The sequence below is a fragment of the Modestobacter sp. L9-4 genome (assembly GCF_019112525.1).
GTDB lineage: Bacteria > Actinomycetota > Actinomycetes > Mycobacteriales > Geodermatophilaceae > Modestobacter.
Map to the genome: position 1 here is coordinate 766,443 of NZ_CP077800.1, position 23,817 is coordinate 790,259.

Sequence of the window (23,817 nt, forward strand, 5' to 3'; positions counted from 1 at the left end):
CGTGTCCTGTCCGTCCCCGTGTCCCCCTGCCCGCGGCCGCTCAGGTGTGGGTGACGAGGCGGTCTCCGTCGGAGTAGGCGGCGAACATGGCCGGGGAGTTGTGGGCGACCACGATCGAGCCGTCGGCGCCCACCGCGATCAGCCCGCCCATCGCCCCGCGGGGGGCGAGCTCGGCGGTCACGGTGTCGGTGATCGCCTGGGCGAGGTCGACGCCGAGGTAGCGCACCCGGGCGGCGACGTCGTGGGCGACCACGCCCTGGATGAACGCCTCGCCCTCGCCGGTGCAGGAGATGGCGCCCACGCCGTCCCGGGCGTAGGTGCCCGCACCCACGATCGGGGTGTCGCCGACCCGGCCCTCGCTCTGGTTGACCATGCCGCCGGTGGAGGTGGCGGCCGCGACGCGGCCGTGCACGTCGACGGCGACCGCCCCGACGGTGCCGTGCCGGCTGCCGGCGAGCAGCCCGTCCTGCACCCGGCGCAGCTGCTGCTGGCGGGCGGGGGTGGTGAAGTGGTCCGGGGTCACCGTCTGCAGGTCCCAGCCGGCGATCCGCTCGGCGGTGGGGGCGATCAGCAGCACCGCCGGGGTCTCCTCGAGCACCTTGCGGGCGGCGTGCACGGGGTTGCGGGCGAACTGCGAGGCAGCGACCGCCCCGGCCCGGCCCTCACCGGTCATGACGCAGGCGTCGAGCTCGGCGGTGCCCTCGGAGGTGAGCGCGGCGCCCCGGCCGGCGTTGAACAGCGGGTCGTCCTCGAGCTTCTCGACGGTCGCGCAGACGGCGTCCAGCGCGCTGCCGCCGGCGGCGAGCACGGCGGCACCGGCCTGGTAGGCGGCGGTGAGGCCCTCGGTGTAGGTGCCGGCCTCCTCCAGGGAGAGCTCCTCGACGCGCCCACCGGCCCCGCCGTGCAGGACCAGGGCCCAGCCGACCGGCGCCGGGGCGACCTGGAACAGCTGCACGCCGCTCACCGGCCGCCGGCCTGACGGGTGATGTAGTTGACCGCGACGAAGGAGCGGAAGACCGCGAGCAGGTCCTCACCGGAGATCGCCACGGTCCGCTCGGCGACCCGCTCGACGCCGCGCGCCCAGGTGGCCACCTCGGCCATGTCACCGGTCTGCACGTCCAGCTCCAGGGTCGCCGGCCGGGTGATGCCCGGGGTGCCCACCGCTCCCCCGGCCACCCGGCGGGCGGCCTCCTCGGCGCCCTCCCGGATCAGCCGGCAGGACTCGGTCGGGTGCAGGTTGGCCGAGCTGAACCGGGTCAGCGACTCCTTGGTGACCACGTGCACGCCGCCCGGGGCGAAGGCGGCGGTCTGGTCCCAGGTGACGGCGTCGCCGGAGAGGAACGCGATCGGGACGCCGAAGTGCTCGGCGACGAGCGCGTTGATGCCGCTCTCCCCGACCTCGACGCCGTTGACCCGCGCGGCGGCGAAGACCTCGGGGTTGTAGGTGTGGCTGAGCGTGGAGGGCTGCCCGGAGATCGAGCCGTGGTAGCCGACGAAGAACGCCGCGTCCACCGTCTCGTCCAGCCCCTGCATCATGTAGAGCGGCTTGTGGCGGCCGGCGATGTAGCTGGCGTTGCCGGCCACCGCCCGCGGGTCCAGGTTGGCCATGGTGCCGTGCGAGTCGTTGAGCACGATCTCGGTCGCGCCCCCGGCGAGGGCGCCCTCGATGGCGGCGTTGACCTCGGCGAGCATCAGCTGGCAGCCGAGGTCGTAGCGCGCTCCCCCGCTGGGCCGGCACTGCTCCCAGTCGACGATGCCGGCGACGCCCTCCATGTCGAAGCTGATCCAGATCTTCATGCGTGCTCCTGCGGGGCGTTGGGGACGGGGATGGCCGCCAGCTCGTCGGCCTTGAGGCAGGCGCTCTCGTGGGCGCGGCCGACGACGAGCAGCGGCGGGTCGTTCTCGATGCAGATCTCGCTGGCCAGGGGGCAGCGCGGGTGGAACCGGCAGCCGGCCGGGACGTCGTAGGGGCTCGGCGGCTCGCCGTCGAGCTCGAAGCCGTCGTTGACGCTGGTCTCGGTCATCCGCGGGATCGAGTCGATCAGCGCCCGGGTGTAGGGGTGCCGGGGCTCGGTGAACAGCTGCGCGGTCGGTGCCACCTCGACGATCCGGCCCAGGTACATCACCGCGACCCGGTCGGCCAGGTGCTGCACGACGGCCAGGTTGTGGGCGATGAACAGGATGCTCAGGCCGAGCTCGGTGCGCAGCGTGGCGAACAGCTCGAGGATCGTGGCCTGCACGCTGACGTCCAGTGCCGACACCGGTTCGTCGGCGATGAGGACGTCGGGCCGCACGGCGAGCGCCCGGGCGATGGCCAGCCGCTGCCGCTGCCCGCCGGAGAACTGGCTGGGGTAGGCCCCGAGCACGTCCTCCTCCAGGCCGACCAGGTTCAGCAGCCGCACGCTCTCCGCCCGCACCTCGCCCTTGGGCACGATCTCGTGCAGCAGCAGCAGCAGCTCGCTGAGCATCTTGCCCACGGTGATCCGCGGGTTCAGCGAGGAGTACGGGTCCTGGAAGACCATCTGCACCCGCCGGGAGGACTCCTTGTCCCGGCGGGCCGGGGCCGGCTGGCCGGCGACGGAGACGTCCCCGCTGGTCGCGGTGGTGCTGCCGACCAGGATCTTGGCCAGCGTGGACTTGCCCGACCCGGACTCCCCCACCAGCGCGAGGATCTCCCCGGGCCGCAGGTGCAGGTCGATGCCGTCCAGCGCCTTGAGGGCCACGCTCTTCCCCGACGTCAGCCGGGTCAGCCAGGACTCGGAGCCGCCGTAGCGCTTGGTGAGCCCGCTGACCCGCAGCACCGACGGCTCAGCGGTGGGGTCCGGCACGGTCGTGGTCATGCCAGCACCTCGTCCAGCCGGTCGCTCTCGTAGCAGGCGGCCAGCCGCCCGGGGGCCACCTCGGCCAGCGGGGGTACGGCCTCGGTGCAGTGGTCGCGGACGTAGCCGCAGCGCGGGGCGAACGGGCAGCCGTGCGGCCGGTCGGAGACGTTCGGCGGGAAGCCGGGGATCGGCACCAGGGCCCGGTCGGGCCGGTCGAAGTCGGGGGCGGACTCCAGCAGGCCCCGGGTGTAGGGGTGCCGCGGCTGGCGGAAGGTGTCCTTGACCCGGCCGGCCTCCACGATGTGCCCGGCGTACATGACCGCCAGCTCCGAGCAGGTCTGGTTCACCACGGCCAGGTCGTGGGTGACGAAGACCAGCGACGTGCCGGTGTCCTCGCACAGCTTCTCCAGCAGCCGGAGCACCTGCAGCTGGACGGTGACGTCCAGGGCGGTGGTGGGCTCGTCGCACAGCAGCAGCCGCGGGCCGCAGGACACGGCCATCGCGATCATGATCCGCTGGCGCAGCCCGCCGGAGAGCTCGTGCGGGTAGGCCCGGGCCCGGCGGGCCGGGTCGGGGATGCCGGTGCGGGCCATCATCGCCACGGCCAGCTCACCGGCGGCCTTCGCCGACAGCCCGAGGTGCCGGCGCGGCCCCTCGGCGATCTGGTCACCGACCCGCATGACCGGGTTCAGCGCCGTCATCGGCTCCTGGAAGATCATCGCGATCTCCGGGCCCATCAGCGCCCGGCGCTTCTTCGCCGGCATCCCGAGCAGGTCCGCGCCGTTGTACTCGATCCCGCCGGACAGCACCTCGACCGGCTTGGGGAGCAGGCCGGCGATGGAGCGCAGGGTCAGCGACTTGCCCGACCCGGACTCCCCCACGATGCCCATCCGCTGACCGGGGGCGACGTCGAAGGACACGTCCTCGACGATCTTCACCGCGCGGGCGCCGCTGCGGACGCCGACGGACAGGTCGTGCACGCGCAGCAGCGGGACGCCGGGGGTGAGCTGCTGGTGCCCGCTGGCCGTGGCGCCGGCCGGGGGTGCCTGGTCGATCGACATGCTCACTTCCTCCGTTCCGGGGACAGCTGGTCGGACATGCCGTCGCCGAGCAGGGACAGCCCCAGGCTGGTGACGACGACGGCGAGGCCGGGGATGGTGGCCTGCAGCCACTGGGTGGTGATGAACTCCTGGCCGTCGAGGATCATCGAGCCCCACTCGGCGGTCGGCGGGGCGATGCCCAGGCCCAGGTAGCCGAGGGTGACGATCGCCAGGATGTCCATGACGATGTCGCTCATCGCGTAGATCAGCGCCTGCGACAGCACGTTCGGCGCGATGTGCTTGACCAGGATCCGGGCGTGGGACATGCCGCCGAGGCGGGCGGCGACGACGTAGTCCTGCTTCTTCGCCACCAGCAGCTCGCCGCGCATGATCTTGGCGTAGGCGACCCAGGAGACCGCGGCGATCGCCAGGTAGATGCTCTTCTCCCCGTTGCCGAAGACGAACACCAGCACGATGACCAGCACGTAGAACGGGAAGGCGAAGAAGACGTCGACGACGCGCATGACGATCGTGTCGAACCAGCCGCCGAAGTAGCCGGCCAGCGCACCGAGCACCGACCCGACCACGAACGGGATGAGGACGGCGAGGAAGCCGATCCGCAGGTCGACGCGGGCGCCCCACAGCAGGCGGGTGAGCACGTCGCGGCCGTACTTGTCGGTCCCCAGCCAGTGGTCGGCGCTCGGGCCGAGCAGCGAGTTCTGCAGGTCCTGCTTGATCGGGTCGTAGGGGGTCAGCACCGGGGCGAGCACCGCCGCGGCGACGAGCAGCCCGACGATGACCAGACCGGTCACCAGGGTGCCGTTGCGGTACCAGGCCTTGAGCGATCGCGACCGGGCCGGCCGGCGCATCGCGCGGGTGGCCGTGGCCACCGCCGCCGTGGTCATGCGCGCTCCTTGCTCGACAGGTCGACCCGCGGGTCGATGAGCGTGTAGACGACGTCGGTGAGGATGCCGACGACGATGACGAACAGGGCCACGAAGAGGGCGACCGCCTGGATGGTCGGGAAGTCCCGGGAGAAGATCGCGTTGATCATCAGCGAGCCAAGGCCGGGGATCGCGAACACCTTCTCGATCACCAGCGAGCCACCGACGAGGTAGCCGAGGTTGACGCCGATGATCGAGACCGTCGGGATGGCCGCGTTGCGCAGCACGTGCCCGCGGAACAGCGAGACACCGGCCGCGCCCTTGGACCGCGCCGTGCCCACGTAGTCGGCACCCAGCACGTTGATGGTCGAGGCGCGCAGGCTGCGGATCGTGGTCGGGCACATGGCGATCGCCAGGGTCAGCGCCGGCAGGAACAGGTAGTACGGGTGGTCGGCGGCGCTGCGGCCGTACCCGCCGACGGGGAAGGCGCGGGCCTTCACCGCGAGCAGCAGGATCAGCATGATGCCCACCCAGAACTGCGGCATGCCCTGGCCGATCAGGGTGAAGACGCGCACGGCCAGGTCGCGCACCCGGCCGGGTGCGGTCGCCGCGAGCGCGGCGAGCGGGATGCTGATGACCAGCGAGATCACGAGCGCGAAGAACAGCAGCGACAGGGTGATCGGCACCGCCTGGAAGACCAGGTCGAACACCGGCCGCTGGTAGGTGAGGCTGTCGCCCAGGTCGCCGTGCAGCAGGCGCCCCACGAAGATGAAGTACTGGTCCCACAGGGGCTCGTCCAGCCCGAGCTGGGTGTTCAGCGCGGCCACCCGCTCGGGCGTCGCGGACTGACCCAGGATGGTCAGCGCCGGGTTTCCCGGCAGCAGGTGGACCATGAAGAAGACCACGATCGTGACCCCGATGACCACCGGGATCGACTGCAGCAGTCGGATCGGGATGAAGCGGAAACGGTCGAGCAACGCAGCTCACCTCCTCGTCGGCACAGCGCGGACCGGGCGTGGGTGGGTGGGCGCCGGCGTCGGCGCCCACCCACCCCGCTCGACGGTCACTCGGACTTGGAGACGTCCTCCAGGTGGTAGTTGCCGAGCGGCGTGACCTCGAAGCCGGACACCTTGTCGCTCATCGCGTAGGCGTACGGCGAGTAGTAGAGGTAGGCCACGAAGGCGTCGTCGGCGACCTTCTGCTGCAGCTGCTCGTACAGGTCGGCCCGCTTGGTCTCGTCACCCTCGGCCTGCGCCTGCTTGTTCAGGGCGATGACCTCGGGGTTGTCGTAGCTGGTGTAGGCCGAGTGCGAGCCGCCCTCGGGGTCCACCGCGAACGACGTCCACTCGTCGGGGTCCGGGATGTCCATGGTCCAGCCGAGGAGGGTCGTGTCGAAGTCCTGGGCGTTGCGGGCGGCGCGCTTCGCGGTGGCGTCCAGCGACTTGATCTGCAGGTCGATCCCGAGGTCCTTGAGCTGGGACTGCATGATCTGGGAGACCGACACCTCGTTCGGGTCACCGGCGTTGATCAGGATGCTGGTGGAGAACCCGTTGGGCATCGAGGACTGCGCGAGCTCGGCCTTGGCCTTGTCCAGGTCGAAGCTGGGGGCGTCGGGGTTCTTCGCGTAGAACGGCGTCCCCGGGGAGAGCAGCGAGTCCGCGGCCGTGCCGTTGCCGAAGAGCACGCTCTTCACCATCGACTCGCGGTCGATGGCGTAGGCGATCGCCCGGCGCACGTGGACGTCCTGGAACGGTGCCTTGTTCTGGTTGAAGGCCAGGTAGTCCAGCCGGGTCGAGGGGAACGCCGTGGCGACGATGCCGGGGGTGCTCTTCAGCGTCCCGAAGCCCGACCAGTCCGGGAACTCGTCGATGTCGATCTGGCCACCCTGCAGCTGCAGCTTGCGGGTGTTGGCGTCGGGGACGACGGTCCAGGTGACGCTGTTCAGGTGCGGCTTGTCGCCCCAGTAGTCGGGGTTCTTGTTGACCTTGACGTACTGGCCCTGCTTCCACTCGCCCCAGACGAACGGGCCGGTGCCGACGGGTGCCTTGTAGAACTCCTCCGACGTCTTGCCGCCGTAGTCGGCCGGGATGATCCCGTTGCTGAACAGCGACAGGTCGGCCAGCAGCGGCGCCCAGGCGTAGTTGAGCGTGATGGTCACCGTGGTGGGGTCGGTGGCCTCGACCGTCTTGATCGCGGCGTTGATGTAGCCCCAGCCGTCAGCGCCGGTCTTGGTGGCCTCGTCGATGGAGAACTTGACGTCCGCGGCCGTCATCGGGGCGCCGGTGGAGAACTTCACGTCGTCGCGGAGCGTGATCGTGTACGTGAGCTTGTCGTCGGAGACCTTGTAGTCCTTCGCCAACCACGGCTCCACCTTCGTGCCGTCCTGGCTGACCATGAACAGCGGCTCCATGATCTGTTCCATCACGTAGATCGAGCTGTTGTCGAACGTGGTGGTCTTGTCCATGGAGAGGATGTCGGCCTGGCGGGCGATGGTCAGGTCACCACCCTCGGCCGGCGCCCCTCCGGCGGCACCTGCGTCACTGCTGCTGCCGCCGCCACAGGCGGAGAGCGCGAGCGCGGCAACGGCCGCGATCCCGACTGACCTGATCCGGGTTGTTCGTGTCATCGACTGCCTCATCGTTCGGACCGCCGCAGCGGGGTGGGGTGGGGACTTCGGGACAGCGGAGCACCGGTTCACCGACGTTCGGCCGGTGCGGGAGGTGCCGGAGGAGCCGTCGCGAGCGGCGTCCCTCGGCTGTAGTGATCATTACAGTAGGAGGCGGACATTACCCCGCTGTTACGTTTGGAAAGTGACCTGGCCCACGCTTTCGTTGCCGGATCGATACCTGCACCATGCGGTCATGGAGCAGCTGACCCGCACGTTGGACGACCTGCCCGGAGCGCCCGTCGAGGTGCCGTACGCGACGGCCACCGGCTCCGGTGACGGTCCGCACCTGACCGTGATCGCCGGGGTGCACGGCGCGGAGTACACCGGCATGGCCGCGCTGATGCGGCTGATCGCCACGCTGCCCACCGACCGGCTGCAGGGCCGGCTCACCGTCGTGCCGGTGCTCAACCAGCCGGCGTTCTGGAGCCGGACGCCGTTCGTCGTCCCCGTCGACGGGGCCAACCTCAACCGCAGCTTCCCCGGCGACCCGGCCGGCTCCTACACCGAGGCGCTGGCGCACGGGCTGTTCGAGGCGTTCATCGCGCCCACCGACGTGCTCCTCGACCTGCACGCCGGCGACCTGCCGGAGGCTCTCGAGCCGTTCTGTCTGTACGAGGAGTCGCCGGTGGAGGAGCAGGCCCGCGCCCTCGCGCTGGTCTACGGGACCGGCCACGTCGTCCGGCAGACCCGGGCGGCGCGCACGGTCGGCGGCAGCACGTCCGCGGCGGCCGCGGACCGCGGCATCCCCGCGATCACCGCGGAGATCGGCGCCAACGGCATCTGCGACCCGGCATCGGTCGCCGGCCACCTGCAGGGGGTGCACAACGTGCTCGTGGCGCTGGGGATGCTGCCGGAGGAGTTCGCCGTGCCGGCGGCGACGCCCGTCGAGCACGAGGGGTGGGTCTGGCTGCGCACGCCGCTCCGCGGCTTCTGGCAGGCGTCGGTCGCGGTGGGCGCGGACGTGCGCACCGGCGACGAGCTCGGCGTGCTGCTGGACCCGTGGGGCGCCGAGCTGCACCGGGTGGTGGCGCCGGCCGACGGCGTCCCGCTGTTCCTCACCTCCAGCCCGGCGGTCGACGCCGACGGGCTGCTGCTCGGCCTCGCCCGCGCCTGAGAGGGTGCCGGTCATGCGCATCCGCTCGGTGTCCCTCGTCGACGTCACCGCCCGCCGGACCGTCCCCGACCAGTGCGTGGAGTGGGACGGCGACGTGCTCACCGCCGTGGGCCCGGACGACGGCAGTCCGCTGGTGGCCGGGGACGTCGACGGACGGGGGCTGTTCGCACTGCCCGGGCTGATCGACTGCCACGTGCACGTGGCGTCGCTGTCGGCCGACGAGTGGGCCGACTCCGGGCACCCGGCCAGCTACGTCGCCGCGCACGCCACCCGGGCGCTGGCGGCGATGGTGCGGCGCGGCTTCACCACCGCCAGGGACGCCGGCGGCGCGGACGCAGGGCTCGCCCGTGCGCTGGACGAGGGGGTGCTCACCGGCCCGCGGCTGCACACCTGCGGCAAGGCGCTGTCCCAGACCGGCGGGCACGCCGACCTGCGCCCGCGGGGACGGGAGCTGTGGGACCCGCACCCCGACGTCCCGGGCATCGGCCGGGTCGTCGACGGCGCGGACGACGTCGGGCGGGCGGTGCGCGAGCAGGGCAGGCGCGGGGCGACGTTCGTGAAGCTGATGCTGTCGGGCGGGATCACCAGCCCCGCCGACCGGGTGGACGGCGTGCAGTTCTCCGAGGCCGAGATCCGGGCCGCGGTGGAGGAGGCCGACCGGCTCGGCTTGTACTGCGCCGGGCACGCCTACGCCGGGGCCGCGGTGCAGCGGGCGGTGCGGCTCGGGGTGCGCACCATCGAGCACGGCAACCTGATCGAGGCTGCCGACGCCGAGCTGATGGCCGCCGCGGGCACGTTCCTGGTGCCGACGCTGAGCGCCTACGCGGTGCTCGCCGAGCGCGGGCGCGAGTTCGGGCTGCCGGAGCAGAGCATGGTGAAGCTGGCCGCCGTCGCCGACCGGGGCGCCGAGGCGGTGCGCACCGCGGCCGCCGCCGGGGTGCGGATCGCGCTGGGCACCGACCTGCTGGGCCCGATGGCGGCCGAGCAGAACCGCGAGTTCACCCTGCGGGCGGCGGTGCAGTCCTCGTGGGACGTGCTGGAGAGCGCGACGCTGGTCGGCGCCGAGCTGCTCGGTGAGCCAGGTCGGCTGGGCGTGCTTGCCCCGGGCGCGGCCGCCGACGTCCTGCTCTGCCGCACCGACCCGTCGGTCGACGTCCGCGTCCTGTCGAAGCCGGAGGAGACGCTGGCGCTGGTCGTCAGCCGCGGCCAGGTTGTGGCCGGGTAGCTGCCAGGCGGGCTCACGCGGGCGCCGACCGAGACGCCGAGCGGCAGCCGAAGGCGGGCCGAGGCGTCCCAGCGGACGTCCAGCGACCTCGCCGCCGACGTCGAGGCGGCACCCAGCGTGCGCGAGTAGTCCTGTCCTCAGCGCCCGGACACGTCAGCCCGGGCGCACTGGAGAGGAGATCCCGATGTTGGGTCTGATCGCGTTGCTGCTCGTCGCCTGGGTGGTGCTGATGGTGGTGGGGGCGGTCGTCCACGGCCTGTTCTGGCTGCTCGTGGTCGGCGCCGTCCTCTTCGTGGCGACGTCCGCCTTCGGCTGGGTCCGCCGCACCGCCGCGCACCACTGACCGCGCGCCGGTGGCTGCGCCGTCCTGCACGAGGACGCGCAGCCCCCGGCTCGGGCCGTCGCCGCGCGGTGGAGTGACGATCCCGTACCGGTTCCCCTGCGTGCCACCTCCCGAGGAGGGTGCCGCTCTGCCAGGCTCGCCCGCACCCGAGCCGAGGAGCACCCGTGGCACAGCTGACCGTCCCCCCTCGCGCCCAGGCCGCAGCCGGGCCCGTGTCCGCGGCCGCCGGCGGCCTGGTCACCGGCGCGTTCGCAGCCTGGGCCTACTACGGGGATGCGTTCCGTCCGCTGGCGCACACCTTCGGGATGTGGATCGCACTGCTGGCACTGCTGAGCGCGCGGCGGCCGGTGCGGGAGGCGGTACTGCGGTCGGTCCTGGCCCTGGCGGCCGCGGTGGTGGCCTTCTACGTCGGCAAGGACGTGATGTACGGGGTCGAGTACCCCGGCATGCCGTACTCGGCGGACCTCGATCAGCTGGTCCAGTGGCTGGTCCTGGCGGTCGTGGCCGGGTCACTGCTCGGCTGGGCGTTCTGCCGGATCGGCCGTCCCGGTCACGCCGGCGCCGCTTCGGCCGCAGCTGCGCTCGGCCTCCTCGCCGCCGACGCCTACCGCCGCAGCACCAACTACGCGGAGGACGCCACCGTCGTGGTCGGCTTCGCTGCGCTGGCCGCGGTCGTGGTGCTGGCGGTCGCCGTCCGCTCCCCACGGCAGCTCGCCGAGATCGCACTGTGGACCCTGCCCGCAGCCGCCGCCGGTTGGCTGCTCGTCTCCGCCCCCGATCTCCTTGAGCAACTCCTCCTCCCCGGCTCGCTCTGACCCGGCCGGACGCCACTCCCCCCGCCGACTGCGGGCTCCGCGGGACGCCGGGACATCGGGCGACGCAACGACCGGGTGACACATCGGCCAGTCGGCACGTCCACATGACGGCACAGCCACATGACGGCACAGCCACATGACGGCACAGCGGCACGACGACAGAGCCGCACGACGACACGGCGACGTCGGCCACGACGAAGCCGCGCGGGCACGCCGGCGCACAGCTGTCGGCAAGCGAGCCGTCAGGTGAGGAGCGGGCCGATCAGGATCTCGGTGCCGTCAGGTCGCCAGGTCCGCCACCGGTGACCGGGCGGCGCCCCGTCGTCACGCTGGACGCGGAACCCGTGGTGGACCTTGGTGTGGTGCCGTTCACAGAGCAGCGCCGAGTTGTCCAGTGACGTCTCGCCGTCGTTGATCCACTCCACCAGGTGGTGGACGTCGCACCAGTGCGTCGGTGCACCACACCCGGCGAACACGCAGTGCCCGTCGCGGTTCTCCACCGCCCGGCGCAGGTGCGGCGGCACCACCCGGTGCGTCCGACCCACGTCCAGTGGGAGCCCGTCGGGGCCGAGCACGATCCGGGTGACCGTCGAGTCGCACGCCACCCCGCGCGCTCGGGCCGCCGACAAGGTCGAGCCGAAGCCGGTGCGGGCCGCCTCCGGGCCGGTGGCCGGGTCGACGAGGTCCTCCACATCGATCGTGACGACGACGTGCGGCTTGACCGTGCGCAGCACCGGGAGGTTGCCGGAGGCGAGCTGGTTCTCGGCCAGCTGCACGAGCGCGTCGGCGTTCTGCTGGCTCCGCGTCCGGTCATCGCCCTTCGGGCGGTCGGCCTGCGCGATCGACTCCACCGCCGTGGCGACCTTCTCCCCCGCCACCGGGTCGAGGTGGCCGCCGAAGTCCCAGCCGTGCTCGCCCCTGGACATCCAGAACCGGCGGCCCTCGGTCGGGTCGGGCTCCGGCCCGTCCGGGTCGACCCCGGCGACGTAGGAGGCCACGAACTCGGCCAGCTTCTCGTGCGTCTGCGTGGCCGCCACCAGGGCCATCGCGCCGTCGACCTCGGCCATGTCATGGCCCTGCTCCACCGCAGCCGCCAGTCGCGCTGGGGTCAGCTTGCGGCCGATCTCCACCACCTTCGCTGCGGTCACCGACCCCTCCGAGGCCGCAGCAGCCACCGCCGGCATCCGCTCGCCCACCCGGCCGGCCCGCACGAAGCGCTCCGCATCGCCCTTGGACAGCAGCCCGTGGCCGATGAGCCAGGACTGCATCGACCTCAGGCCGTCGCGCTCCGGCGCCTGGGTCAGCTCGCACTCACGCACCGTGCGGGCGATCTCCGCGGACAGCTGGTTGTGCGCCTGCAGCAGAGGGGCCAGTCGATCCAGCAGGGGCCCGCCGAACGACGACGTCAGGTCCTCGGCACCCAGGGCCTCCAGAGCCGACCGCAACTCGCTCACGACCACCCCCGTCCGCCGTTCGAACACGTGTACGAATGGTACGGCAGATCGGGATGTCACTCAAGACGAAACCGCAGCTCAGCGGCTTGTCCACAGATCTGGGCCGTGTCTTGACAGCAGACCGTCGACCGACTTCTCGCGACCCGGCAGCACGCAGCGGCGGCCACCGCGTCGGGCGCCCAGCGACGTCCGGACTCGCACCCAGCCCGCCGACGCACCGGCTCGTCAGCCCGGCCTGCCGACCGCCCACGGGCTCCCGGAAGGGCCCGGCACAATCGCCCACGTGACGACCGACCCGGTGATCTGCTCGGCGAAGGGCTGCCGGGAACCGGCGTCCTACCGGCTGATCTGGAACAACCCGAAGATCCACACACCCGACCGCGAGAAGGTCTGGGCGGCCTGCCCCGCGCACCGCGACTCCCTCTCCGACCACCTGTCGATCCGCGGCTTCCTCCGCCGCGTCGACCCGCTGGAGCAGCCCGAGTAGGTTCCCCCGTGCACACGGGAGCCCGGGCGCGGGCTGAGAAGAGCGGACGAACCCCGCCGACCGTCCACACCTGATCCGGTCCATGCCGGCGGAGGGAGCTGCCCGATGCTCGCGGCGCACTTTCACGGAGCCCACCAGCCACTCGCCCTGGACGACGTCCCGGTGCCCGAGCCCGCCGCCGACGAGGTGCGCGTCCGGGTGCACGCCGCCGGCGTCTGCGGCACCGAGCTGCACTTCACCGACGGGCTCTACGCGCCGTCCCGGACGCCGATGACGCTGGGCCACGAGGCCGCCGGCGTGGTCGACGCGGTCGGCGCCGACGTCACCGGCTGGGCACCCGGCGACCGGGTCGCCGTCTACTACTACCTGTTCTGCGGCAGCTGCCGCTGGTGCCTGCGCGGCCGGCAGAACCTGTGCCTCGCCCCGCGCGGCGTCCTCGCCTTCGCCGCCGACGGCGCCTTCGCTGAGCAGCTCGTCGTCCCGGCGCACTGCCTGGTGCGGCTGCCCGACGAGGTGTCCTTCGACGCGGCCGCACCGCTGTGCTGCGCCGGGACGACGGCGGTGCACGCGCTCACCGAGGCCGCGGTCGAACCCGGCGAGGTCGTCGTGGTGCTCGGCAGCGGCGGCGTCGGGCTGGCCGTCGTCCAGGACGCACGCCGGCGCGGGGCCACGGTGATCGCGGTCAGCCGGGACGCCGCCCGCCGCGAGGCCGCGCTGCGCTCCGGCGCCACCGCCGCGGTCTCCCCCGCCGACGCCGCCGAGGCGGTGACCCGGCTGTCAGGCGGGCAGGGCGCCGACGTCGTCGTCGAGCTGGCCGGCGTGACCGCGACGCTGGAGCTGGCCACCGGCGTGCTCGGCCGCCGCGGGCGGCTCGTGCTGGTCGGCTACAGCGCAGACTCCCTCACCGTCAGCCCGCTGGGCATGGTGGTCGCCGAGCAGCGGGTGATCGCCAGCGTCGGCAACACCCTCGCCGAGCTGGAGGCCGCCGTCTCCCTGGCCGCGAGCGGGCAGCTGACCCCGCCGGTCGCGGCGACGATGCCGTTGTCCCAGGTCAACGAGGCCCTGGACCGGCTGCGCGCAGGCGAGGTGACCGGGCGGCTGGTGCTGCACCCCTGACCCGTCGGGGGCCCGTGCCAGGATCGGCCCCCGTGGCCAGACGCAGCAGCAAGGCCGATCCCCTCCCCCGCGAGGTCGGCGTGCTGGCGATCGTGGCCTTCGTCGTCGCGCTCGGCTTCGGCGTCGTGGCCCCGGCCATCCCGCTCTTCGTCCGCGACTACGGCGTCGGGACGACGGCCGTCGGGTTCGCCATCAGCGCGTTCGCGTTCTTCCGGTTCGTCTCCGCCTTCGCCGGTGGGGCGCTGGTCGAGCGCATCGGCGAGCGGGTGGTGCTCGCCGCCGGGCTCGCGATCGTCGCCGTCACCACCGGGCTCGCGGGGCTGGCCGGCACGTTCCCGCTGTTCGTCAGCCTGCGGGCCGCGGGCGGCATCGGCAGCGCCATGTTCACCGTGGCGGCGCTGTCGCTGCTGCTGCGCACCTCCCCGTCGGGCCAGCGCGGGCGGGCCGCGGCGACCTACCAGGGCGGTTTCATCCTCGGCGGCATCGCCGGACCGGCCGCCGGTGGCTTCCTCGCCGAGATCTCCCCACGGGTGCCGTTCTTCGTCTACGCCGGGTTCCTGCTCGTCGCCGGCAGCGTCGCGCTGGTGCTGCTCCGGCCCGCCGCGCTGCCGCCGGTCGACCCGCCGGTGACCCCGGGCGTCGACCAGGGCGGCGGCGCCGAGCCCTCGACCGCGGCGGTGCCACCGCCGGGCACGGACGGCGGTGGCCTGCGCGCGGCACTGCGCTCGCGGGCCTACCTCGCCGCGCTGGTGGCCAACCTCGGCGTGGGCTGGGTGCTGTTCGGGGTGCGCAACTCGCTGGTGCCGCTGTACGTGACCGAGGAGCTGGGCAAGACGGTCGCCTGGGCCGGCGCGGGCCTGCTCGCCGGCTCGATCGCCCAGGCCCTCGGCCTGCTGCGCGCCGGCCGGCTGTCGGACTCCTGGGGACGGCGTCCCTCGCTGGTGCTGGGCACGGGGCTGGCGACCGCGTCGATGGCCGTGCTGGTGCTGCCGCCGGCGACCGGGGCGTTCCTGCTGGCCATGGCCACGTTCGGGCTGGGCGCCTCGCTGCTGGCCAGCGTGCCGGCCGCGGTCGTCGGCGACGTCAGCCCGGGACGGGGCGGGAAGACGGTCGCGGTGTTCCAGATGGTCGCCGACCTCGGAGCCGTGGCCGGCCCACTGGCCGCCGGCTGGCTCACCGACACGTTCTCGTTCCAGGTGGCGTTCGCCGTCAGTGCGGGCGTGCTCGGCCTGGGCGTGCTCGCCGCGCTGAGCATGCCCCGCCGGATCACCCCCGCCTGACCGGCGGACCCGGCCTCAGGCCCAGGGCGCCAGGGAGGGCAGCGGGCCGTCGGCCTGCAGGTCGGCGCCGTCGCCGCGGCCGGTGATCCAGGCGGTGACCGCCGGCAGGGTGCCGGCCACGGCCAGCGCGCCGGTGCCCCACTCGCGGTCGCCGGCGAACAGCGCCACGTCGGGGACGACGTCGCGGGCGTCCCACCGCCGGAAGACGTCGTCGACCACCGCGGCCAGCACGTCGTCCGGGACGTCGGCGAACCCGATGCCGGCGTCCAGGTCGACCGAGTGCACCCACACCTCCCGGGCCCGCAGCCACGGCAGGTCGGCGGCCGGCAGGTCGTGGCCCGGCCGGGTGCTCACCTGCGCCGACCACGCCTGGTCCGGCAGCTCGCGCACCGCAGCGGCCAGCCGCTGGGTCGCCGCGAGCACGGCGGCGCGCAGCTCGCCCGGCGGGAGGGCGGCCGTCGCGGCCTCGGCGTCCCGCGCCTCGTCCGAGCCGGGGACCGGGGTCCGGACCCCGGTGCGCGCCCCGGTCAGCAGGTCGGCCGTCGCGTCGGCGGTGCGCACCAGGTGGGCGAGCACGTGCGCGCGGGTCCACCCCGGCAGCAGCGAGGGCCCGGCGAGCTCCTCGTCGGTGAGCCGGCCCAGCGCCGTCCCGAGGTGCTCCTCCCCTTGCCGCCACCAGTCCAGCTGCTCGGTCGGCGCGGTCATGGGGTCTCCTCAGGTAGCGGGGCGGGACTCCCCCACCCTGCCGCCTCGGACCGCCGTGGGCCAGCCGCAGTCATCCGACGGGTTCCGGTGGAGGGGTGGACGGGGTTGGATGGAGGTGCTCCTGGAACGGCCCCACCGGGTGACCCGTCCCAGAGCCCAGACCGGAGGTGCCGTGCCCGCTCGACCCGTCCTGCTCACCGTCGACGACGACCGCACGGTCAGCCGCGCCGTCGCCCGCGACCTCCGCCGCCACTACGGCGACCGGTACCGGGTCGTGCGCGCCGAGAGCGGCGCGGACGCCCTGGCCGCGCTGCGCGAGCTCACCGCCCGCGGCGAGCTCACCGCCCTGCTCCTGGCCGACCACCGCATGCCCGGCATGACCGGGGTCGAGTTCCTCGAGCAGGCGATGGACCTCGCGCCCAGCGCCAAGCGGGTGCTGCTGACCGCCTACGCCGACACCGACGCCGCCATCAAGGCGATCAACGACGTCGACCTCGACCACTACCTGCTCAAGCCCTGGGACCCGCCGGAGGAGCTGCTCTACCCGGTCCTCGACGAGCTGCTCGAGGACTGGTCGCGCACCACCCGCGCGCCCTTCGAGGGGCTGACCCTGCTCGGGCACCAGTGGTCGCCGGAGACGCAGGAGCTCAAGGAGTTCCTCGCCCGCAACCAGGTGCCCTACCGGCACTTGCAGGGCGAGGACGCCGCGGCGATCCGCACCGCCGCCGGCCTGGACGACGACGCGCTGCCGGCCACCGTCCTGTCCGACGGCACCGTGCTCAGCCGCCCGTCGCTGCGCGAGGTGGCCGTGCAGTGCGGGCTGTCCACCACCGCCGGCAGCCCGTTCTACGACGTCGTGGTCGTCGGCGCCGGCCCGGCCGGGCTGGGGTCCGCGGTGTACGCGGCCAGCGAGGGGCTGCGCACGCTGCTGGTCGAGCGCACCGCGACCGGTGGGCAGGCCGGGCAGTCCAGCCGGATCGAGAACTACCTGGGCTTCCCCAACGGCGTCTCCGGCGCCGAGCTCGCCCAGCGCGCCCGTGACCAGGCGGTGCGCTTCGGCGTCGAGGTGCTCACCGCCAGCGAGGTCACCGCGATCACCCCCAACGGCGACGGCCGGGCGCTGAGCTTCGCCGACGGCAGCCAGGTCACCGCGCACGCCGTCGTCCTGGCCACCGGCGTCTCCTGGACCCGGCTGCCCGCCCGCGGCGCGGAGGAGTTCGCCGGCCGCGGCGTCTACTACGGCGCCGCCGCCCACGAGGCCGCCGACTGCCAGGGCGAGGAGGTCTACGTCGTCGGCGCGGCCAACTCCGCCGGGCAGGCGGCGCTGCACTTCGCCAAGTTCGCCAGCCGGGTCGTGCTGCTGTGCCGCGGCACCGACATCCGGGCCAGCATGTCCGAGTACCTGGTCGCCCGGATCCTGGCCAACTCCGCCATCGAGGTGCTCACCTGCACGCAGGTCGTGGCCGTCGAGGGCAGCGACCACGTCGAGCAGCTGGTCCTGGCCAACAGCGCGAACGGGCAGACCACGACCGTGCCGGCGTCCCGGCTGTTCGTCTTCATCGGCGCCCAGCCGCCCACGGGCTGGCTCGGTGAGGCCTTCGTCCGTGACTCCCGCGGCTTCCTGCAGACCGGCCCGTCGCTGCTGGACGCCGAGGGCCGCCCACCGCGCGACTGGCCGCTGAGCCGCGCGCCGTACCACCTGGAGTGCTCGGTCCCCGGCGTCTTCGTCGCCGGCGACGTCCGCGCCGAGTCGGTGAAGCGCGTCGCCTCCGCCGTCGGCGAGGGCGCCATGGCCGTCACGCTCGTGCACCGCTACCTGGAGGCCATCGGATGACCGCGACCACCCCGCAGATCAGCACCGCGGAGCTGCGCACGCTGTTCCTCTTCGAGTCCCTCGGCGAGGCCGAGCTGGCGTGGACCGCCGAGCGCGCCGACGTCCGGGTCTTCGACGCCGACGTCGTCGTCTTCTCCGAGGGGCAGCCGGCCGACGCGCTCTACGTGCTGCTCGAGGGCGGGCTGCTGCTGACCAAGCACGCCGACGGCGAGGACGTCGTCATCAACGACACCAGCTACCGCGGCGCCTACTCCGGCGCGACCCGGGCGTACGCCACCGGGGCCCCGGAGGAGTACCCGACGACGATGCGCACCACCCGGCCCAGCCGGTTCCTGCGGCTCGCCGCCGAGGACTTCACCACCCTGGTGAAGGAGCAGTGCCCGATGGCGGTGCACCTGCTCGACGGCCTCTACGAGGGCGTGCGGGCGACGGAGTCCGCGCTGCGCCAGCGGGAGCACCTGGTCCAGCTGGGCCACCTGTCGGCGAACCTGGCGCACGAGCTGAACAACCCGGCCGCCGCGGCGGTGCGGGCCACCGAGCAGCTGCGCGGCCGGACCAGCGCCATGCGGCACAAGCTCGCGCTGCTGGCCGACAGCGGGCTGTCCCCGGAGCTGGTGTCCCGGCTGGTGCGCACCCAGGACGCCGCGGTCGAGCGCTCGCTGAAGCCCCGCCCGGACCTCACCGCCCTGGAGGAGAGCGACCTGGAGGACGCGATCGCCGAGCGGCTCGCCGAGGTCGGCGTCGAGGAGTCCCAGGCCTACGACCTGGCACCGGTGTTCGCCGCCGCGGGGATGGACGCGCACTGGGTCGACGACGTCGTCGAGCAGGTCGACTCGGGGCTGGAGTGGGCGGCGGCGTTCGGCTGGCTGCGCTACACGCTGGAGACCGAGACGCTGATGAGCGAGATCGAGGAGGCCGCGACCCGGATCTCCTCGCTGGTCGGCGCGGTGAAGCAGTACTCGCACCTGGACCAGGCCCAGCACCAGGACCTCGACGTCAAGCCCGGGCTGGAGAGCACGCTGGTGATGCTGGCCCGCAAGCTGACCGGCATCCGGGTGCAGCGCGAGTACACCGCCGCCCTGCCCGCGGTGCCCGGCTACCCCGCCGAGCTCAACCAGGTCTGGACCAACCTGATCGACAACGCCGCCGACGCGATGACCCACGACGGTGTGGCCTCCGGCGTGCTGACCCTGCGCACCCGGGCCGACGACGACGCGGTGTTCGTCGAGGTCTCCGACGACGGTCCGGGGGTGCCCGAGGAGGTGCGCAGCCGGCTGTTCGACCCGTTCGTCACCACCAAGCCCGCGGGGGCGGGCAGCGGACTGGGCCTGGAGAACGCCCGGCGGATCGTCGAGCGGCGGCACGGCGGCTCGCTCAGCTACACGACCGGACCGGAGGGGACGACGTTCTGCGTGCGCCTGCCGCGGTACCGGTCGCGGTGACGTGACCGGCTGGCAGGTGGAGGCCGGCTCCCGCTGCACGCACGCGGACCGGCTGCCGCCCGCGCCCGGGCCGGCGGAGGCCTGCGAGGACTGCCTGGCCACCGGCGGGCGGTGGGTGCACCTGCGGCGCTGCCTGACGTGTGGCCACGTGGGCTGCTGCGACTCCTCACCGCACCGGCACGCCACCGCGCACGCGACCGCCACCGAGCACCCGGTGGTCGCCTCGGCCGAGCCCCGCGAGCACTGGGCCTGGTGCTACCCCGACCGGGCGCTGCTCCTCCCCCGCCCCTGACCGCGCGCAGCCGGTGTGCACCGGGCCGGGGCGGGTAGCGGCCGGGGCATGACCTTCGCGGACTCCCTCGGCGTGCACGGGACGACGGCCGAGGACGGGACCGCGCGGCTGCAGCTGGACGCGACCGAGGCCCACCTCAACCCGGCGGGCACCGTGCACGGCGGGGTGCTGGCGACCCTCGTCGACACGGCCATGGGTGCGGCGGTGCGCAGCAGCACCGGCGAGCACGACGTCCCGGCGACCAGCCAGCTGACCGTCACCTACCTCCACCCGGGCTCCCCCGGCCGACTGGAGGTCACCGGCCGGGTGGTCACCCAGGGCGAGCACCTGACGGTGTGCGAGGCCGACGTCGAGCAGGACGGCCGCACCCTGGTGCACGCGGTGGCGACCTTCGCCGTCCTCCACCGCTGAGCCACCCGCGGCCCCGCGGCGAGCGGTGGGGGGCAGCGGGGTCCTCGTTCAGGCGGGGCGGCGCCCGGCGCGGCTGCGGGCCGCGGCGACCTCGTCGGGGGTGAGCGCGTCGGGGGCGCCGCTGCGGCGGGCCGCTGCCTGCGCGTCCAGCCAGGAGACGTGCTTCTCCCAGGCCGCCCGCGGCGAGACGGCCAGCGCACGGCCGATCCGCGCCCAGTCGGCGCCGCCGCGCAGGGCCGCGACGATGCCGAGCTGGCGGTTGTCGTGCGCCTTGCGGGCCACGACCTCGCCCAGGGCGAGCAGCTCCAGCGCCTCCTCGGCGTCGAGCTGGGTGTTGTGCGTGCCGGCCTTGAAGCTGGCCCAGTCGTCGTCGTCGTCCGCGCTGTCGTTCGGCGCGTCCACGACCACGTTGTCCCGCCGGCTGAGGAAGTCCAACCGGGTCACCGCCGTCATGAGGGAGAACTCGCGCTCCATCACCTCAGGGGTGGTGGCGACCTCTGGAATCGTCGTCATGACGCCAGTATTGCGCGCAACCACACGGGGTGTGACGTGGTCGTGACTTTCATCTCGAAGGTGGGCGGGGTGCTGGCGCTGCGGAGCCGGGCCGGGACAGCGTGTTCCGACCCGGCTCCGCGAGCGTCAGTCCTCGATGCCCACGGCCTCCTTGGCCAGGGCCGCGAGCCGGGTCTGCACGGCGCTGACGACGCTCGCCCGGGCCTTGTGCGTCTCCTCGTAGCGGACGATCGTGCGCACCTGCTGCGGGTCGGTGAGGGTGCGCACCGCGCGGGCGATCTGCGCGGTGGTCATCGAGTCGTAGCCGGCGATCGGCAGCTCGTCGGCGCTGACGTCGCCCAGCTCGCGGCGGGTGGCGGCGACGGTGTCGGCGACGGTGGTGTCGCCCTCCCGCCGGGCGATCCGCTCGGCTCGGCGCAGCGAGGCGACCCGACCGACGGTGAGGGTCTCCCGGACGGCGTCGCCCAGCGCGCCGGCCCGGCCGGTGACGTCGCCGACGACCCCGGTGACCGCGCCCTGCGCCTGGCCCCCGGCGTGCTGGGCGGAGTCCAGCGCCCGGTTGACCGTGTTGGCCGCGAAGCGCACCGGCAGGTTGGCCAGCCGGGTCGCCCCACCGGCGACCCGCTGCAGCGGCGTGGCCCGCAGCGCCGCCGGGCCCCCGAGGGCCTCCTCGGCCAGCACGACGGTGAGCCACTCGACGGTGGCCGAGTGCGCCTCGATCAGCCGCTCGGCGAGCGCGTGCACCTGCGGCCGGTCCGCGGCCTGGGCGAGCACCTTGAGGTAGGTGGCCCGGTCGAGCAGCTGGTGCTCCAGCTGCAGGTCCTGCAGCAGCGCCTCGTCGATCGGCTCGGCCTGCTCCAGGGTGCCCTTGACCAGGGCGGTGAGCCGGCCGAGCGCGGGGGTGACGACGTCGGTCATCCCGCCGAGGTCGCGCAACTGCTCGGCGATGGCGGCGCTGCGCTCCCCGGCGTGCTCGGCGTTCTCGGTGAGCTCGCGGCGGACGGCGTCGGTGCGCGCCTGCCCCGTCCGGATGCGGGCGATCTGCTGCTCGGTCTGGGTGAGCTGCAGCAGCGCGCGCAGCTGGGTGATCAGCGCGGCGGTCTGGACGGTGGTGGTGACGGCCATGGGGACTCCAAGGGTGGGGTGCGACCGGGCACCTGTCCCATGCCCCGGCGGACCGCCGTGCTAACAAGAGCAAGCACATGGCTAGCAGTGAGGGCCGTCACGTCCCGACGGGCGCGGGGCACCCGAGCGGGGTAGGACGGGCGGGCAGGTCGGCCTCGACCCGGTGGGGCGAGGACAGTGTGGTGTCGACGCAGAGGAGGGCCACCGTGGCCAAGACGACGAGCGACGACCACCGCGACCCGGACCTGGTCGCGGTCCAGGAGGGCACCGGGGCGGCCGGCGAGATGACCCGTCCCGCCGGGCTGGACCGCGACCGCATCCTCACCGCCGCGATCGCGTTCATCGACGAGCACGGCCTGTCCGCCCTCACGATGCGCCGGCTCGGCGCCGCGCTCGGCGTCGAGGCGATGGCGCTCTACCGCTACGTCCCCGGCCGGGAGGACCTGCTCGACGGCGTCGTCGACCGCGTGGTGGAGACCCTCTTCGACAAGGACGACGGCGACGACATCTACGTCGAGGACCACAACGGCTGGCAGGACTACCTGATGCGGCTGGCCCACGGCGTCCGCCGGATCGCCCTCGCCCACCCCTCGGTCTTCCCGCTGGTCGCCAGCCGCCCGCCGGCCGCGCCCTGGGTGCGCCCGCCGCTGCGCAGCCTGCGCATGGTCGAGTCCTTCCTCGGCACGCTGACCGGGGCCGGGTTCTCCGACCAGGCCGCGGTCGCCGCCTACCGGGCCTACTCCAGCTTCCTGCTCGGCCACCTGCTGCTCGAGGTCACCCAGATCGGTGCCCAGGTGAGCCTGCTCGACCAGCCCGAGGGCGACCCCGAGGCACAGGCGAACACCGACCTGACCCAGTTCCCCGCGCTGCTGCGCACCGAGGCGCTCCTGTCGCGGGACAAGTCGGCCGCGGAGTTCGAGGAGGCGCTGGAGAACCTGCTCGACCGGCTGGAGCGCGTGCTGCACGAGGCCAAGAACTCCGACGGGGACGTCGCCGACCTGGTCTGACCATGAATTCCCGGTGCCAGTCGTTTACGCCGTAAACGACCGGGCACAGTGCTGTCCGCAGGACGGCGAGCGTGATCGGCGCCGTCCGCAGACCACCCAGATCCCCCCTGGAGGAGCACTGTGATCACCCAGCAGGACATCAACACCATCATCGGCAGCAACGCGGTCGACGCCGACGGCGACAAGCTCGGCAAGGTCGGCCAGGTCTACCTGGACGACCAGACCGGCAGCCCGGAGTGGGCCACCGTGAGCACCGGCCTCTTCGGCACCTCGGAGACCTTCGTCCCGCTGACCGACGCCAGCGTCTCCGGCGGCACGCTCCGCGTCCCCTATCAGAAGGCCAAGGTCAAGGACGCCCCCCGCGTGGACGCCGACCAGGGCCACCTGAGCCCTGAGGAGGAGGCCGAGCTCTACCGCTACTACGGCGTGGGCGTCGGCGGCACGCAGACCGCCGGCTACGACACCGACACCACGCGCACCGCGGGCTACGACACCGACACCACCGTCGCCGCCGGCACCGACACGAACCGCCACGGCACCGTCGGCCACGACACCTCCGGCCCGACGACCGACGACGCGATGACCCGCTCCGAGGAGCAGCTCCGCGTCGGCACCCAGACCGTCGAGGCCGGCCGCGCCCGCCTGCGCAAGTACATCGTCACCGAGCAGGTCTCCACGACCGTCCCGGTCTCCCACGAGGAGGTCCGGATCGAGCGTGAGCCCATCACCGACGCCAACCGTGGCGACGCCCTCGACGGTCCCGCGATCTCCGAGGAGGAGCACGAGGTCGTCCTGCACGCCGAGCGCGCCGTGGTCGCCAAGGAGGCCGTGCCGGTCGAGCGCGTCCGCCTGGACGTCGACACCGTGACCGAGCAGCAGCAGGTCACCGACACGGTCCGCAAGGAGCAGATCGAGGTCGAGGGTGACGGCGTCACCGGCAACCGCACCGCCGGCAACCGCACCGCCGACGCCGACGGTGACCGCAGCCTGGCCGACAAGGCCAAGGACGCGCTGGGTCGCAACGACCACCGCTGATCTCCCCGGGTCGCCCCTGCGGTGACCCACCCCGCCGCTCAGCCGGCCGCCGGAGCCTCGTGCCCGGCGGCCGGCTGACCCGGCCCCCGCCGGCACGGCCGGTCCGCACCACCGAGCACGTCCCCAGCACGTCGCACCCAGCACCACCTGCGGGCCCGCCCGCTGCCAGCACCCGCTGCGCCTCCCCGAGGAGCCCTCGTGACCA

24 protein-coding genes and 1 riboswitch are annotated in these 23,817 nt (G+C 73.5%); of the genes, 13 read left to right on the forward strand and 11 right to left on the reverse strand.

Annotation, left to right across the window (positions count from 1 at the left end; genetic code table 11):
- Positions 1 to 40: 40 nt before the first annotated feature.
- The 7 genes from KUM42_RS03620 to KUM42_RS03650 form a co-directional block, all read right to left on the reverse strand.
- A complete protein-coding gene (locus tag KUM42_RS03620; RefSeq protein WP_237495010.1) occupies positions 41 to 955 on the reverse strand; it encodes an isoaspartyl peptidase/L-asparaginase family protein in 915 nt (304 codons plus the stop codon).
- A gap of 5 nt (positions 956 to 960) precedes the next feature.
- Complete coding sequence (locus tag KUM42_RS03625; protein ID WP_237495012.1) at positions 961 to 1,797, reverse strand: M55 family metallopeptidase; 837 nt, start codon at positions 1,795 to 1,797, stop codon at positions 961 to 963.
- Positions 1,794 to 2,840, reverse strand: coding sequence for an ABC transporter ATP-binding protein (locus tag KUM42_RS03630; protein WP_237495013.1), 1,047 nt, complete (start codon positions 2,838 to 2,840; stop codon positions 1,794 to 1,796). Before KUM42_RS03630 ends, KUM42_RS03625 begins: the two co-directional genes overlap by 4 nt.
- Positions 2,837 to 3,883: an ABC transporter ATP-binding protein gene (locus tag KUM42_RS03635; RefSeq protein ID WP_237495014.1), complete on the reverse strand. Its 1,047-nt coding sequence runs from the start codon at positions 3,881 to 3,883 to the stop codon at positions 2,837 to 2,839. The genes KUM42_RS03630 and KUM42_RS03635 overlap by 4 nt, the downstream gene beginning before the upstream one ends.
- 2 nt (positions 3,884 to 3,885) lie before the next feature.
- Complete coding sequence (locus tag KUM42_RS03640) at positions 3,886 to 4,767, reverse strand: ABC transporter permease (RefSeq protein ID WP_237495016.1); 882 nt, start codon at positions 4,765 to 4,767, stop codon at positions 3,886 to 3,888.
- Complete coding sequence (locus tag KUM42_RS03645; protein ID WP_237495017.1) at positions 4,764 to 5,723, reverse strand: ABC transporter permease; 960 nt, start codon at positions 5,721 to 5,723, stop codon at positions 4,764 to 4,766. The genes KUM42_RS03640 and KUM42_RS03645 overlap by 4 nt, the downstream gene beginning before the upstream one ends.
- An 86-nt stretch (positions 5,724 to 5,809) precedes the next feature.
- Entirely contained in the window at positions 5,810 to 7,372 is a 1,563-nt protein-coding gene (locus tag KUM42_RS03650; RefSeq protein WP_237495019.1) for an ABC transporter substrate-binding protein, read from the reverse strand.
- A 235-nt stretch (positions 7,373 to 7,607) separates the two neighbouring features.
- On the opposite strand from KUM42_RS03650, the gene KUM42_RS03655 reads away from it, so the two are divergent.
- The 4 genes from KUM42_RS03655 (at position 7,608) to KUM42_RS03670 (ending at position 10,911) form a co-directional block, all read left to right on the forward strand.
- Positions 7,608 to 8,528, forward strand: a complete 921-nt coding sequence (locus tag KUM42_RS03655; RefSeq protein WP_237495021.1) for a succinylglutamate desuccinylase/aspartoacylase family protein — start codon at positions 7,608 to 7,610, stop codon at positions 8,526 to 8,528.
- A gap of 13 nt (positions 8,529 to 8,541) precedes the next feature.
- Positions 8,542 to 9,753, forward strand: coding sequence for an amidohydrolase family protein (locus KUM42_RS03660; protein WP_237495023.1), 1,212 nt, complete (start codon positions 8,542 to 8,544; stop codon positions 9,751 to 9,753).
- A 184-nt stretch (positions 9,754 to 9,937) separates the two neighbouring features.
- The gene (locus KUM42_RS03665) at positions 9,938 to 10,096 is read left to right on the forward strand and encodes a hypothetical protein (RefSeq protein WP_237495024.1); all 159 of its coding nucleotides are present in this window, start codon (positions 9,938 to 9,940) and stop codon (positions 10,094 to 10,096) included.
- A gap of 164 nt (positions 10,097 to 10,260) precedes the next feature.
- A complete protein-coding gene (locus KUM42_RS03670; protein WP_237495025.1) occupies positions 10,261 to 10,911 on the forward strand; it encodes a DUF6518 family protein in 651 nt (216 codons plus the stop codon).
- A gap of 242 nt (positions 10,912 to 11,153) precedes the next feature.
- Here the strand turns inward: KUM42_RS03670 and KUM42_RS03675 are convergent, their stop codons facing one another.
- A complete protein-coding gene (locus tag KUM42_RS03675) occupies positions 11,154 to 12,365 on the reverse strand; it encodes an HNH endonuclease signature motif containing protein (RefSeq protein WP_237495027.1) in 1,212 nt (403 codons plus the stop codon).
- A gap of 283 nt (positions 12,366 to 12,648) precedes the next feature.
- Here KUM42_RS03675 and KUM42_RS03680 point away from each other — a divergent pair, with 283 nt between their 5' ends.
- The 3 genes from KUM42_RS03680 (at position 12,649) to KUM42_RS03690 (ending at position 15,248) form a co-directional block, all read left to right on the forward strand.
- Positions 12,649 to 12,852: a hypothetical protein gene (locus KUM42_RS03680; RefSeq protein WP_237495029.1), complete on the forward strand. Its 204-nt coding sequence runs from the start codon at positions 12,649 to 12,651 to the stop codon at positions 12,850 to 12,852.
- 4 nt (positions 12,853 to 12,856) lie between these two features.
- Positions 12,857 to 12,967, forward strand: a riboswitch (TPP riboswitch).
- Positions 12,958 to 13,968 carry an alcohol dehydrogenase catalytic domain-containing protein gene (locus tag KUM42_RS03685; RefSeq protein WP_237495030.1) on the forward strand — a complete coding sequence of 337 codons (1,011 nt, stop codon included), beginning with the start codon at positions 12,958 to 12,960 and terminating at the stop codon, positions 13,966 to 13,968. (Overlaps the previous riboswitch by 10 nt.)
- A gap of 32 nt (positions 13,969 to 14,000) precedes the next feature.
- On the forward strand, positions 14,001 to 15,248 hold the full coding sequence (locus KUM42_RS03690; protein WP_237495032.1) for an MFS transporter: 1,248 nt from the start codon (positions 14,001 to 14,003) through the stop codon (positions 15,246 to 15,248).
- Between the two features lie 15 nt (positions 15,249 to 15,263).
- Here the strand turns inward: KUM42_RS03690 and KUM42_RS03695 are convergent, their stop codons facing one another.
- Positions 15,264 to 15,953, reverse strand: a complete 690-nt coding sequence (locus KUM42_RS03695; protein WP_237495034.1) for a maleylpyruvate isomerase family mycothiol-dependent enzyme — start codon at positions 15,951 to 15,953, stop codon at positions 15,264 to 15,266.
- Between the two features lie 172 nt (positions 15,954 to 16,125).
- Here KUM42_RS03695 and KUM42_RS03700 point away from each other — a divergent pair, with 172 nt between their 5' ends.
- Genes KUM42_RS03700 through KUM42_RS03715 form a run of 4 tightly spaced genes read left to right on the forward strand, consistent with a single transcriptional unit; the run spans position 16,126 to position 19,932 of the window.
- Positions 16,126 to 17,787 carry an FAD-dependent oxidoreductase gene (locus KUM42_RS03700; RefSeq protein ID WP_237495036.1) on the forward strand — a complete coding sequence of 554 codons (1,662 nt, stop codon included), beginning with the start codon at positions 16,126 to 16,128 and terminating at the stop codon, positions 17,785 to 17,787.
- The gene (locus KUM42_RS03705; protein WP_237495038.1) at positions 17,784 to 19,229 is read left to right on the forward strand and encodes a sensor histidine kinase; all 1,446 of its coding nucleotides are present in this window, start codon (positions 17,784 to 17,786) and stop codon (positions 19,227 to 19,229) included. The genes KUM42_RS03700 and KUM42_RS03705 overlap by 4 nt, the downstream gene beginning before the upstream one ends.
- 1 nt (position 19,230) lies before the next feature.
- Positions 19,231 to 19,521 (forward strand): UBP-type zinc finger domain-containing protein, encoded by a 291-nt coding sequence (locus KUM42_RS03710; RefSeq protein WP_237495040.1) that lies wholly within the window; start codon positions 19,231 to 19,233, stop codon positions 19,519 to 19,521.
- Positions 19,522 to 19,569: 48 nt separating this feature from the next.
- Positions 19,570 to 19,932, forward strand: coding sequence for a PaaI family thioesterase (locus tag KUM42_RS03715; RefSeq protein WP_237495041.1), 363 nt, complete (start codon positions 19,570 to 19,572; stop codon positions 19,930 to 19,932).
- A 48-nt stretch (positions 19,933 to 19,980) separates the two neighbouring features.
- On the opposite strand, the gene KUM42_RS03720 is transcribed toward KUM42_RS03715, so the two are convergent.
- Both KUM42_RS03720 and KUM42_RS03725 read right to left on the reverse strand, forming a co-directional pair.
- Positions 19,981 to 20,445, reverse strand: a complete 465-nt coding sequence (locus tag KUM42_RS03720) for a hypothetical protein (RefSeq protein ID WP_237495043.1) — start codon at positions 20,443 to 20,445, stop codon at positions 19,981 to 19,983.
- A 126-nt stretch (positions 20,446 to 20,571) separates the two neighbouring features.
- Positions 20,572 to 21,570 (reverse strand): ferritin-like domain-containing protein, encoded by a 999-nt coding sequence (locus tag KUM42_RS03725; protein ID WP_237495045.1) that lies wholly within the window; start codon positions 21,568 to 21,570, stop codon positions 20,572 to 20,574.
- A gap of 206 nt (positions 21,571 to 21,776) precedes the next feature.
- Between KUM42_RS03725 and KUM42_RS03730 the strand changes: the two genes are divergently transcribed.
- Complete coding sequence (locus KUM42_RS03730) at positions 21,777 to 22,577, forward strand: TetR/AcrR family transcriptional regulator C-terminal domain-containing protein (protein WP_237495048.1); 801 nt, start codon at positions 21,777 to 21,779, stop codon at positions 22,575 to 22,577.
- Between the two features lie 120 nt (positions 22,578 to 22,697).
- Positions 22,698 to 23,612 (forward strand): DUF2382 domain-containing protein, encoded by a 915-nt coding sequence (locus KUM42_RS03735; protein ID WP_237495049.1) that lies wholly within the window; start codon positions 22,698 to 22,700, stop codon positions 23,610 to 23,612.
- Positions 23,613 to 23,817 lie beyond the last annotated feature (205 nt).